The sequence below is a fragment of the Pedobacter sp. genome, from assembly GCF_031119335.1.
Taxonomy (GTDB): domain Bacteria; phylum Bacteroidota; class Bacteroidia; order Sphingobacteriales; family Sphingobacteriaceae; genus Pedobacter.
This window is the reverse complement of record NZ_JAVHXT010000007.1, coordinates 153,057-165,321: the sequence shown is the minus strand read 5'-3', so window position 1 is coordinate 165,321 and position 12,265 is coordinate 153,057. Positions and strand designations below refer to the sequence as shown.

At 38.0% G+C, this 12,265-nt stretch carries 9 protein-coding genes; 2 read left to right on the top strand and 7 right to left on the bottom strand.

The features are described from left to right. Nucleotides 1-4: 4 nt before the first annotated feature. A complete protein-coding gene (locus REI64_RS09960) occupies nt 5-835 on the bottom strand; it encodes an N-acetylmuramoyl-L-alanine amidase (protein ID WP_308849966.1) in 831 nt (276 codons plus the stop codon). Between the two features lie 92 nt (nt 836-927). On the opposite strand from REI64_RS09960, the gene REI64_RS09955 reads away from it, so the two are divergent. Beyond that, nucleotides 928-2,604: a Zn-dependent hydrolase gene (locus tag REI64_RS09955; RefSeq protein WP_308849965.1), complete on the top strand. Its 1,677-nt coding sequence runs from the start codon at nt 928-930 to the stop codon at nt 2,602-2,604. A 251-nt stretch (nt 2,605-2,855) separates the two neighbouring features. Beyond that, a complete protein-coding gene (locus tag REI64_RS09950; RefSeq protein ID WP_308849964.1) occupies nt 2,856-5,297 on the top strand; it encodes a TonB-dependent receptor domain-containing protein in 2,442 nt (813 codons plus the stop codon). A 54-nt stretch (nt 5,298-5,351) separates the two neighbouring features. On the opposite strand, the gene REI64_RS09945 is transcribed toward REI64_RS09950, so the two are convergent. From REI64_RS09945 to REI64_RS09920, 6 genes are read right to left on the bottom strand one after another with little or no spacing between them, the layout of a single operon-like run. Beyond that, on the bottom strand, nt 5,352-5,714 hold the full coding sequence (locus tag REI64_RS09945; RefSeq protein WP_308849963.1) for a response regulator: 363 nt from the start codon (nt 5,712-5,714) through the stop codon (nt 5,352-5,354). Nucleotides 5,715-5,719: 5 nt separating this feature from the next. Continuing rightward, on the bottom strand, nt 5,720-6,292 hold the full coding sequence (locus REI64_RS09940; RefSeq protein WP_308849962.1) for a chemotaxis protein CheB: 573 nt from the start codon (nt 6,290-6,292) through the stop codon (nt 5,720-5,722). Beyond that, the gene (locus REI64_RS09935) at nt 6,292-7,116 is read right to left on the bottom strand and encodes a protein-glutamate O-methyltransferase CheR (protein WP_308849961.1); all 825 of its coding nucleotides are present in this window, start codon (nt 7,114-7,116) and stop codon (nt 6,292-6,294) included. Before REI64_RS09935 ends, REI64_RS09940 begins: the two co-directional genes overlap by 1 nt. Next, nucleotides 7,116-7,490, bottom strand: coding sequence for a response regulator (locus tag REI64_RS09930; protein ID WP_308849960.1), 375 nt, complete (start codon nt 7,488-7,490; stop codon nt 7,116-7,118). The genes REI64_RS09935 and REI64_RS09930 overlap by 1 nt, the downstream gene beginning before the upstream one ends. A gap of 14 nt (nt 7,491-7,504) precedes the next feature. Then, nucleotides 7,505-11,089, bottom strand: coding sequence for a response regulator (locus REI64_RS09925; protein WP_308849959.1), 3,585 nt, complete (start codon nt 11,087-11,089; stop codon nt 7,505-7,507). Nucleotides 11,090-11,106: 17 nt separating this feature from the next. Beyond that, nucleotides 11,107-12,231 carry a hybrid sensor histidine kinase/response regulator gene (locus REI64_RS09920; protein WP_308849958.1) on the bottom strand — a complete coding sequence of 375 codons (1,125 nt, stop codon included), beginning with the start codon at nt 12,229-12,231 and terminating at the stop codon, nt 11,107-11,109. Nucleotides 12,232-12,265 lie beyond the last annotated feature (34 nt).

Sequence of the window (12,265 nt, the reverse complement as noted above, 5' to 3'; positions counted from 1 at the left end):
TTTCTTAAAGATTTTTCCTATACAAATTATAAATAACCTGCTTATCAAACTCAGTGAGTGTATGGGCAATATCTGTTTGCACATAGTGGATTTTAAAAGCCTCAATTGCATAATTAGGACGGGCTATGTTATAACCAATCACCTTTAATCCAATCATCGGGTCAAAGTTTTCTGGAACACTATCCAAAACATCATCATACCATAAGCCATAACCTTGTTGCGCTAGTGTTTTCCAAGGGAAGTTCTTAGGGTCATTTTTTCTGCCCGGCGCAAAATCTGCGTGACCAATAAAGTTAGCTGTTGGAATGCTGTACTTTTTCTTCAAGGTCTTTAACAGAGCGCACAAGCTGGTGATTTGTGCATCTGTCCAAACATCTGTAGTGCCGTTGTTATCCATTTCTATACCGATAGAGCAAGAGTTCATATCTGTAACCGAGCCCCATTTACCAGCGCCAGCGTGTTGTGCCCTTAAATAGTCGTTCACCATTTGCACTACTTTGCCGTCTCTGCTTACCACGTAATGCGAACTTGTACCCGTACGTGGAATAGTGAAGGTTCGTAGCGTTTGCCCCAACGAATCTTGCGCTGTATGGTGGATCATCACAAAATTTGGCTTACGTATGCTCATATTTGTAGTACCCACAAAATACTGCTCGTTAAAAAGCGAATCTATCTGCTGATTTTCTGGTGGTGTGGCAGCAATAATTTTGGAAAAAGTCTTTGCGTTATTTTTGTAAATCTTATCGGTTGCCTTGTATTTGTAAGTACTACAAGCGGCAATTAAGATGGCGCAAGCGATGAACCAAAAGGTATGTGAAATTTTTTGTGGCTTCATTTTAAGGTGTGTTTAGTTTTAATACTAAATTAGCGGCATAATTTTTTACTAATTTAGTACATTCACGCAAAACCCCGAAAAAACAATCGCATATGCGCAAAATAAATATCAAAATTGCTAAAGGACTTCTGCTAGGAACTGCATTGGCAACCGCCCTTACTGCCTGTACAAGCAAAAATACTACAGAAGATAAGTCGGCGAAAAAAGAAGCAGATTCCCTAATAGAATACGTAGCCCAACGATTACCAATTTACGAAAAGGTAAGGCTAACTACAGATTTAAACCTCCTTACACCGAACGAACGCAAGATATTACCACTTCTAATTGAGGCTGCGCAAATTATGGACGAGCTTTTTTGGAAGCAGGCCTATCCGCAACGCGATAGTTTATTAGCAACTATTAAGGATGAAAAAACTCGGGAATTTCTTAAAATAAATTATGGTCCTTGGGATAGATTAAATGGCGACAAGCCCTTTGTTGCTGGCATTGGCGAAAAGCCGCTGGGTGTAACTTTCTACCCTTTGGATATGACGAAAGAGGAGCTAGAAAGGTCTGATGTAAAAGATAAACAAGGGCTTTATTCTGTAATTAGAAGAGAGGAAGGGAAACTGACCTCTATCCCTTATCATATCTATTTTGCTACAGAGCTTCAAAAGGCCAGTAGTTTATTAAAACAGGCGGCTTTAATAGCTGATGATGCAGGTCTTAAAAAATACCTCAACCTTAGAGCTGATGCTTTGGTAACCGATAATTATACCGCAAGCGATTATGCTTGGTTAGATATGAAATCTAACGGATTGGATATCATAATCGGTCCAATTGAGAACTATGAAGATAAATTGTTTAACGCCAGGGCATCTTTTGAAAGCTATGTGCTGATCAAAGATAAAGAGTGGAGCAAACGTTTAGCTAAATACGTTTCAATGCTTCCCGAGCTGCAGAAAGGCTTACCTGTAGATGCTAAATACAAAAAGGAAGTGCCCGGTACCGATTCGGAATTGAACGCTTATGACGTGGTCTATTACGCTGGCGATTGCAATGCTGGATCAAAAACTATCGCAGTAAACCTACCTAACGATGAAAAAATACAGCAGGAAAAAGGAACTCGCCGCTCGCAGTTGAAAAACGCAATGAAAGCCAAGTTTGATAAAATCTTAGTGCCAATATCGAATGTGCTGATTGACAAAGAACAACAGAAGCATATCAAATTTGATGCTTTTTTTGCCAACGTAATGTTCCACGAAGTGGCGCATGGTTTGGGAATTAAAAATACCGTAACCGGAAAAGGCATGGTTCGTACAGCTTTGCAAGAACAATATTCTTGGTTAGAAGAAGGCAAAGCCGATGTTTTGGGCTTGTACATGGTAACAGGCTTATTGAAAAAAGGCGAACTAGAAGGAGACATCAAAGACTTCTATACCACTTACATGGCTGGAATTTTGCGTTCGGTGCGTTTTGGCGCCTCTAGCGCACATGGAAAAGCGAACATGCAGTGCTTTAATTTCTTTCAAGAAAAAGGTGCTTTTGAGCGTAGTGCGCAAGGAACATACAAAGTTAATTACGATAAGTTTGCTACAGCAATGAACGAATTAAGTGCCGTTGTACTTGCTTTACAAGGGAACGGTGATAAAAGTGCCGTAGAAAAAGTACAAAAAGAAAGGGGAATTATCAAACCTGAATTACAAAGAGATTTAGACAAATTAGCTCAAAAAGGAATTCCTGTCGATGTAATTTTTGAACAAGGGGTAGACGTTTTAGGCATGAAATAAAAATTTTAACATTTTAAAAAAAGCGGCTTGACACATCATCAAGCCGCTTTTTTTATGTTTATTGCTACTGCATCAGAAAAATTTGAAAATTTCTTGTAACCTTTCATACTTCTTTTTCGTCTACTCGATACAAACTATAAGAAAGGCTTCGGCCCCTTAAAAAACTAAGCTAAATATTTTTAAACGCTAAAAAATGCACTAAATGCGTATGGGAATTTTTATGCCCAAAAAATAATATTAAAACACGACAAATGAAGAAGATATACTTTTTATTAATTGCTTTTTTTACCTCTACCTCACTATTTGCGACAGCTAATCATACCAAACAAGTTGATATTAACGGAACTGTATTAGATGAACAGCGCAAGCCTATAGATTATGCCACTGTTGGTTTATTTAAATCGTCAGATTCTTCATTGGTAAAGACTTCGATGACTACTCCTGAAGGCAAATTCAGCTTTCCAAACATTGTAGCAGGCACCTATTACATCAAAATTAACATGATGGGCTACCAAATCTATAAAGGCAAAAGCTTTGTAGTAGCAACTACTGCAATGAACTTGCCAGAAATATTACTCATTGCCAACAGCAAAACCTTAAATACAGTAAGCATTGTGGCTACCAAACCACTATTAGAGCGCAAAGCGGATAAAATGGTGATGAACGTAGAAAATAGTGCGGTTGCGGTGGGTTCATCGGCATTAGAAGTACTTCAAAGAGCTCCTGGTGTTACGGTAGATCAAAACGATAGAATTTCGATGCAAGGCAAACAGGGTGTATTAATTATGCTAGATGGCAAACAAACCTACATGAGCCAAGCAGATGTTGCTAATTTGTTGAGGAACATGCAAAGCTCAGAAATAGAAACTATCGAGCTGATTACTAATCCATCATCAAAATACGATGCTTCTGGTAATTCGGGCATCATCAACATCAAAACAAAAAGATCAAAAAATGGCGGTGCAAACGGAAGCTTTGTTGCAGGAGCAGCTTATGGCAAAAACTTAAGAGGAAACACTGGGCTCAACTTAAATTATAGAAATAAAGGTGTTAACGTTTTTGGAAGCTATAACTTCAATAAAGGAACAAGAAGTAACATCATAGATATCGATCGTATTTCTGCTGGCAACGCTACAGAGCCTGACACCTATTTCTCTCAAAAAGGAGGTGACGACCGTGATTTCGAAAACAATAACTTTAAAGTTGGTGCCGATTTCTTCTTGAATAAAAACAACACTATCGGTGTATTAGCAACGGGATATTTAAACAGCGGCTTGGAAAATGCATTCAACAGAACCCGCATTGGTAAATCGTTTACACAACTAGATTCTACGCTACACTCTAACAATACTCAAAAATCTAGCTACAGAAATTTTGCCTATAACCTAAATTACAAATCGGTTTTAGATACCACGGGCCAGGAGATTACTGCAGATGCGGATTATTCTAGATATAATGGCAGGGATAATGCCGAGCTGGTTAATCAGTACTTTTTCCCCGATGGTTCTCCGGTTAAACCGCAAGGGCGCTTAAGAAACAATAGCCCAAGTACAATTGACATTAAGGCGGTAAAGGTAGATTACGTTTTACCCATCAACAAAACAACCAAGTTTGAAGCCGGAGTGAAAAGTAGCTGGGTAGAAACAGATAACGATTTACGTGCAGAAGAGTGGAGAAGCAATGCTTGGCAAAACGATGTACGCAGAAGTAACCGTTTTGTGTACGATGAAAATGTAAACGCAGTGTATTCTAACTTTAGCAAGCAATTTAAAAATACGAGTGTACAATTGGGCTTAAGGATGGAACAAACCAATTCTAAAGGTCATTTAGTTACCACAAACAATGTGGTTGAACGCAGCTACTGGGATTTCTTCCCAACAGTTTACGTACAGCAAACCTTGTCGAAAAACCACCAAATTGGCGCATCGTATGGCCGCAGAATAGACAGACCTAGCTACGATGCTTTAAATCCATTTATTTACTATTTGGACCAGTATACCTACAACAAGGGAAATCCATTCTTAAACCCGCAGTACACCAACAATTATGAGGTAAATTATACCTTGATGCAGAAGTATTTCTTAAATATAGGATACAGCGTAACTGACGATGCCATTACCGAAGTAATTTTACCAGATACAGAACAAAAGGCTTTGTTTCAAACTAATGAGAACCTACAAACGCAAACTGTTTTATCGGCTAACTTAACCGTGCCAGTAAAAATTAAAAAATGGTGGACCATAAATAACAATTTGAATGTATTCCACATGGCTTTTGAAACGCCAAACTTACAAGGGCAAGCGCTAAAAACCGGACAAACTTCGTATCAGTTCCGTATGCAAAACAGTTTCATTATCATGGATGGTTTAACGGCAGAAGTTAACGCCAACTATGAATCGCCGTTAACCTACGGTACACTTGATCTGGAAGAAAGAGCTTTTGTTGATTTCGGTATCAGCAAGTCGATTATGAAGAAAAAAGGAACTTTGAGGTTTGCGGTATCTGATGTTTTTGACACGAATAGAACTAGATTGAGAAGTGCGTTTACCGGTTTAAACTATAACCTTTATCAAAAAAATGAAACGCAGCTGTTCCGTTTAAATTTCACTTACAGATTTGGTAAAAATGAGATTAAGCCCGCTCGTAGAAGATCTACAGGTACCGAAGCTGAGCAGGGAAGGATGAAGAATTAATTTTTTCTAGACTTACGAAGTTTTCAAAACTTCGTAAGTCTACTTTTTATACATCTACCTCCCAATCAACGAAACTACCATTCCTTCCAATTCATCAATATCAAATGGTTTAGGCAAGTAGCGCTCTGCTCCTGCTGTTGCGGCCAAGGTTTTAATGTCGTTATTTGCCGAGAAATAAATAACGGGGATTTCTTTATATACCGGATGTCTTTTAAGCTCTTGTGTAGCTTCAATACCACCTACATCTGGCAACCAATTATCCATTAAAATAATATCCGGTTCGTAAACAGATACCTGAGCAATAATATCATTAGAGGTAGATGAGGTTTTGGTTTCGTAACCCGCACCTTCCAATATCAAAGTGCAGAGATCCAAAATATCTTTGTTATCATCAAAAATAAAAACCTTTTTACTCATCTTTTTTAATTGTTTAGCGATAATGAATTGATATAATCAGCCATTTCGTCTATAGTTAAAATAGCTGATACATTTGCTCTTAAAATGGCTTGCTCGGGCATATACGTTACTTGTGCAGTTTCTGGATTTTGTACCAAAGTAGTACCTCCATTTTTTTTTGCAGCAATTAAACCGTTAACGCCATCGGCATTGGAGCCAGATAAAAGCAAACATGCCAAATTTTGCCCATAGGCATCAGCGGCAGACTGAAAGGTTACGTCAATAGATGGGCGAGAGTAATTTATTTTTTCTGAATAATCGAGCGAAAATGTAAAATCTTTTTCAATTAACAGATGATAATCTGAAGGAGCTACATACACATTTCCTGCCAATATTTTCTCCTTTTCATCGGCCTCTTTTACTTTAAGTTTGGTGCGGTGCGAGAGTAGATCTGTTAGTAATGAATCTGCACCTTGCTTGCGATGAATGACGATAATAATAGAAAAATCGAAATCTGGTTTAATGTCTGGCAGTACTTTTAAGAGCACATCTAAACTGCCAGCAGAGCCTCCAATTATCAATGCTTTTTGTTTTTTCATCAGCCAATTTTCCTCCAAACTTTATCAGTTTCCACTCTTTTGTAAGATTTGGAAACAGGTGAAAAATCGATGGTTTCTTTAGTTCCTAGTGCTAAATAACCTAGGTTTTCTAAGCTTTGGTCAAACAGTTGCAATACACGAAATTGCAGCGGTCTGTCAAAATAGATCAATACATTTCTGCACAGAATTAACTGGAACTCGTTGAAAGACCTATCGGAAACCAAGTTATGCGTAGAAAAAATCATTTTTGCTTTAAGTTCTGTATCAAATTTAGCTAAAGAATAACTAGCCGCATAATAAGAAGAAAAGTCTTTTGTTCCGCCAGAGGCAATATAATTTTCAGAATAATTTTTCATTTGGCTAAGTGGGAACATACCATTACCCGCTTTTTCCAATACTGTAGGATTAATATCTGTAGCATAAATTAGCGACTTATGGAGCAAATTTAGCTCTTTTAGTATAATGGCTACTGAATAAGCTTCCTCTCCAGTAGAGCAACCCGCCAACCAAATTCTAATAAACGGATAAGTATTTAAACTGGGCAAGATCTTTTCTCTTAACAAGCGATAAAAACTCGGATCGCGAAACATTTCGGTCACATTTACCGTAACGCCTTCCACAAAATGCTTGAAATAAACTTCGTCATTCAAAGTTCTATATCTGAATTCGGCAAAGCTTACATGCTTGTCTAAACTATATAATCTGGATAAGCGTCTTTTTAATGATGCCCTAGAGTAGCCCGTGAAATCGTAGCCATGCTGTTCGAGCACATCGTTGATTAAAATTTCAACTTGTTCGTCGCTTATTACTCCAGGGCTAGACACTATAGATATTTATTTAGCAGTTTAATAAGTTCGTCTACATTTACAGGTTTCGAGACATAGCCAACTGCACCAGCTTCTAGGCAGCGCTCTTTATCTCCAAGCATGGCTTGCGCAGTAACGGCAATTACCGGAACATCTTTCAACTGTTCGTCTTGCTGCATTTTTGACATTGCCTGATAGCCATCTAAATCTGGCATCATCATATCAAGCAGCACTACGCCAACATCATTACTTTTTCTGATAATTTCGAAACCCTCTTCTGCTCCATTGGCAGCTAAACAAGCATACTTTTTAGCAGTTAAAACAGCTTTTAACGCAAAAATGTTTCTGCTATCATCATCAATTATTAAAACTTTTTTCTGTTGTGTTTGCATATTTTATTACACAATTAAAGTTTATCGTAAAGCCAAACCCTTAACAATGAGATCAATTGATCTATATCTACTGGTTTCGAGATATAGTCAGATGCGCCCGCGGCAATACATTTTTCTCTATCTCCCATCATCGCTTTTGCGGTTACAGCCAATATTGGCAAGTTTTTGTAAGGAGCCATTGCCCTAATTTGTTTGGTAGTTTCGTAGCCATCTAACTCAGGCATCATCATATCCATTAAAACTACATCAACGTTTGGATTTGCCTTAATAGCTGCTAAAGCTTCCTTACCATCAGTTGCTGGCAAAACCTTCATTTTATGGGGCTCTAAAGCTTTGGTTAGCGAGAAAATGTTTCTCACATCATCATCGGCAATGAGCACAACTTTATCTTTAAGCACATCGGCTACATTTGGTAAAGTTTCCAATTTGCTTGGTTGCTTACCCTTATTTCCCTTTTCTTCTACTAAGTGTAAGAAAACCGCAGCTTCATCTAAAATGCGTTGATAAGAATGAGCAGTTTTCACTACAATAGAATCTGCATATTGCTTAATCCTTGTTTCTTCGCCTTTAGAAAGGTTTTTACCTGTAAAGATGATGATTGGCAGGTTTTCCAAGCCTTCACTTTTCTTGATGGTTTCTAAAGTTTCGTAGGCATTTTTATCAGGAATGCCCATATCTAGAATTACACAATCTACTTCTTTACGTTGCAAAGCTTCTATACTTTCATTGATGTTAGAAGCTACAATGGTCTGCAGATTTGCTGTGCCTAAATAGTGGCTTAAAGCTTGTGCGTGCTGTTTGTTTTCCTCTACAATTAAAACCTTCTTCGGATTTTTACTCAGAGCATATTCCAGCTTTTCAAAAATCAGTTTCATGTGTTCTAATGCAAAAGGTTTGTTAATGAAATCTACTGCACCTTTTTGCAAGCTCTCCCTTTTTGCAGAAAGCGACGACATGATGTGTACCGGAATATGTCTGGTTAACGCATTAGATTTTAGCTCGTCCATAACTTGCCATCCATCTTTAACTGGCAACTGAATATCTAACAATATTGCCAATGGATTGTATTTCTGAGCCATTTCTATACCCACATCGCCTCGAACAGCCACCAAGCCTTTATAGCTACGTTTTCTGGTGAAATCTAGTAGCGTTTTAGCAAAATAAGTATCATCTTCAATAATGAGGATAGCTTTATCTTCTGAGGTGATGTTATTTCGGTCGTCTTCTACATCTGCCGGAATTTTAGAAACAACAAAACGTTCATCTTCTTTGATCACTTGCGGTTGCTCTTCTACCACTTCAGTGGTAGTTTCAGCAAAAAATACTTCTTTCCTATCCTCGTAATTTGCTGGTATGGTAAGTGTGAAAGTACTGCCTTCGCCTTCCTTGCTTTCTAACTTGATGTTTCCTCCTAAAAGTTTTGCGAGCTGCTTGCTAATTGACAAACCTAAACCCGTACCTCCAAATTTACGTCGTGTAGAACCATCTGCCTGTTGAAAAGCTTCGAACACTAAGCCCTGTTTTTCTCTAGGAATGCCTATTCCAGTGTCAGCAACGGCAAAACTTAAGATATCATCTTTCTCGTTATAACCTATAGATAAGCTCACCTTGCCTTGTGACGTAAATTTAAAAGCATTAGATAAAAGGTTCTTCAAAATTTGCGACAAACGCATTTTATCGGTTGTAAAACTTGCTGGAGCATCACCAGAAACGCCGATTACTAGATCCAGGTGTTTATCTTTTGCAATAGGCATAAATAACGACCTAATATCTGCTGTAACTTCATCAATTCTAACATTGCCAATCTCCAATTCCATTTTACCTGCTTCAATCTTCGAAAGATCGAGAATTTCGTCAATTAAGCTTAATAAGCCTTGACCAGAACTTTGAATTACCGATGCGTATTCTGTGTATTCTTTTTGCAGTTCCTCACTTTCAGACATCAGCTTAGAAAGCAATAAAATTGAGTTTAGTGGTGTACGCAACTCGTGCGACATGTTTGCCAAAAACTCCGATTTATACCTCGTGCTTTGTTCCAGCTGCTCTGCTTTTAGCTTAATTTCTTGGTTACGTTCAGAAATTAACTGGTTTCTTTCTTCCAATAAACTGCTTCTTTCCTCCAGTTCCTGATTACTTTGTAGCAGCTCCTCTTGTTGCACTCGTAGTTCTTCTTCCGAAGCTTGTATTTTTTGCGTTTGTGCTTCCAGTTCGGCATTTAGTGCTTCCAACTCACTGTGCTGTGCTTGCAATTCTTCTGCCTGAGATTGCGTTTCTTCCAAGAAGTCTTGCAATTTTTTACGGTTCTGGGCCGCATTTACCGCAATACCAATGTTGGTAGAAACATTGGTCATAAACTCTATCTTACGCTGCGGATAGGCGTTTACCGTAGCCAATTCAATAACACCAAGCACCAAACCATTTCGTACAATTGGAAATGCTACTACGTTTGTAGGCTTAGTTTGTCCTGTAGCATAGCTGATGGTTACTTCGTTGTTTGGTACTTTTTCTAGCAAAATCAACTTCTCCGATTGGAAAGCCTGCCCCACCAAACCTTCGCCAATAGCAATCCTTTTTCTACTTTCGTTAAAATCTAGCGCATATCCGGTAAGTAAATGCAAATGTTGGTCGTCCTCTAAAATGTAGAAGGCACCTACCATACTTTTAGTGTGTTCTACTACAGCAATCAGCACGTCTTTAGCCAAACTCTCCACATCCTTATCCCCAACCATTTTATCGTTAAGTGTAGCTACACCTGTTTGCATCCATTCTTTATCTTCCAAAAGCGTAAACGAATGCTGTAAAGATTCGGCCATGCTGTTTAATGAACCCGATAGACTACCTAGCCCATCTTTAGATGTTTCGTGCAGCCTAACCTTATAATTTCCAGAAGAAATTTGATGCGCAATGCTCTTTATGGTATCAATTCTTTTAGCGGTATCTTCGTTAAGATGCTGCAATTGCTGAAATAATGAAACACGCTCATTAAACTCTGAACTTACTTTTTGGTAGAAAAATACCGTGCTAAGCACAGATAAAACCGCTGCAATTACAATTAGAATTGGAGAAAAACCAGCTAAAGTGTTCATCTCGGCTGTTTTTTCACCTAAAGATCGCTTTTCTTCTAATCTAATTTCTCTAATAACCCTGCGGGCATCGTCCATGTAAACTTTACCTTCTAAAAGTGTTTTTTCTAAAACCGTTCCTCGCTGGCGTTTGGTTTCAATGGTACTAACCAAAACTTCCATTCTTTTGCCAATAATGGTTTTAAGTTCATTTAACTTTTGTTGATGAAAGGCGTTGTCCTTTGTCGCTTCCATTACGATAGCAAAAAGCGAGTCGGTTCTTTTGATACCTCTTTCGTACGGATCTAAAAAAACTGTATTACCTGTTAATAAAAAGCCTCGCTGTCCTGTCTCAGCATCTTTTAACATGGATACGATATTGTCAACATCGTTGATGATGGCATTACTTTCTACCACCATATCGGCACTTTTAATGAGATTCTTTATACTAACAAAAGAAGCTACGGAGGTGATGATTAAAAGTAGCAAGGAAATTCCTAAACCAATGCGCAGGTTAGTTTTTAAGGATAGTTTCATCTATAAATAATATGCTGTTAAACTTCGGTGTTTAATTGATCTACCGGTATAGTAAAATAAAATTCGGAGCCTTCGCCATAAACGGATTTAACGTTAATTTGGCCTCCATGTCTTTTGATAATTTCAGAAGAGATGTAAAGACCAATACCTAAACCCTGAAAACGGTGAGAAGTTTCTTCAACACGATAAAATTTTTCGAAAACTCGTTTTATTTGCTCGGGCTGCATTCCTATTCCAGAATCTTTTACGCCCAAATAAAGTTCGCTGTTTTCCAAACGGACTTTCATGTGTGCTTCTGTTGTTCCTGGCGAATACTTAATGGCATTGGTTAGAAAATTAACCACCACTTGTTCTATCCTCATTTCATCGCCAAAAATTTTTGCATTTACTTTGCCTTCTTTAATGATTTTGAAATCTGGGTTAGACTGATGGATCACCTCAATGATACTATCCAACAAGGGATCGATATCGAAATACTGCTTATTGAACTTAAGTTTGCCACTTTCGATCTTAGAAATATCCAATAAATCGGCAATTAAACCGTTCAACTTTTCTAACTGAACTTGCGCCTTAGATAAATGGCTTTTAACCAAATCGATATCACCTTTGTTTAGTCCCCTTTCTAACAGTTGAATATATCCCTTTACGCTGGTTAACGGGGTTTTTAGCTCGTGACTGGCAATGCTAATGAAATCGTCTTTCTTTCTTTCCGCCTCTTTCCTAAATTCGATCTCTTCCAAAAGTGCTTTTTGCACTTCGTTAAGCTTACGGCTTTGTTCGTAAATACGATAAAAAGTTTTAATTTTTAATAGAAGGATGTTGATGTCTACAGGTTTCGTGATGTAATCTAAACCGCCTGAAGAGTAACCTTTGGCAATAAATCGAAACTCTGTATTTGCCGCAGATAGAAAAATAATTGCTGTTTCTTTTGCTTTGCTGTAGCCAGAAATTACTTCGGCCACCTCAAAACCGTCCATCTCGGGCATCTGTACATCCAAAATGATGAGTACATAAGAGTTTTTAAGCACTTTCTTTAGTGCTTCTTCACCCGAGTTGGCGGTATCTACTTCAAAACCATGTTTTTCGAGAACGTTTTTCAAAGAAATGAGGTTCTCTGGAGTATCGTCAACAAGTAAGATCATTCTCAAATGTAAATAAAAATGATTGGATATGAAT

What these genes read in the sequence shown, in the direction of transcription:
- REI64_RS09960 (WP_308849966.1), bottom strand. Translation starts at nt 835, where the DNA reads ATGAAGCCACAAAAAATTTCACATACCTTTTGGTTCATCGCTTGCGCC.
- REI64_RS09955 (WP_308849965.1), top strand. Translation starts at nt 928, where the DNA reads ATGCGCAAAATAAATATCAAAATTGCTAAAGGACTTCTGCTAGGAACT.
- REI64_RS09950 (WP_308849964.1), top strand. Translation starts at nt 2,856, where the DNA reads ATGAAGAAGATATACTTTTTATTAATTGCTTTTTTTACCTCTACCTCA.
- REI64_RS09945 (WP_308849963.1), bottom strand. Translation starts at nt 5,714, where the DNA reads ATGAGTAAAAAGGTTTTTATTTTTGATGATAACAAAGATATTTTGGAT.
- REI64_RS09940 (WP_308849962.1), bottom strand. Translation starts at nt 6,292, where the DNA reads ATGAAAAAACAAAAAGCATTGATAATTGGAGGCTCTGCTGGCAGTTTA.
- REI64_RS09930 (WP_308849960.1), bottom strand. Translation starts at nt 7,490, where the DNA reads ATGCAAACACAACAGAAAAAAGTTTTAATAATTGATGATGATAGCAGA.
- REI64_RS09925 (WP_308849959.1), bottom strand. Translation starts at nt 11,089, where the DNA reads ATGAAACTATCCTTAAAAACTAACCTGCGCATTGGTTTAGGAATTTCC.
- REI64_RS09920 (WP_308849958.1), bottom strand. Translation starts at nt 12,231, where the DNA reads ATGATCTTACTTGTTGACGATACTCCAGAGAACCTCATTTCTTTGAAA.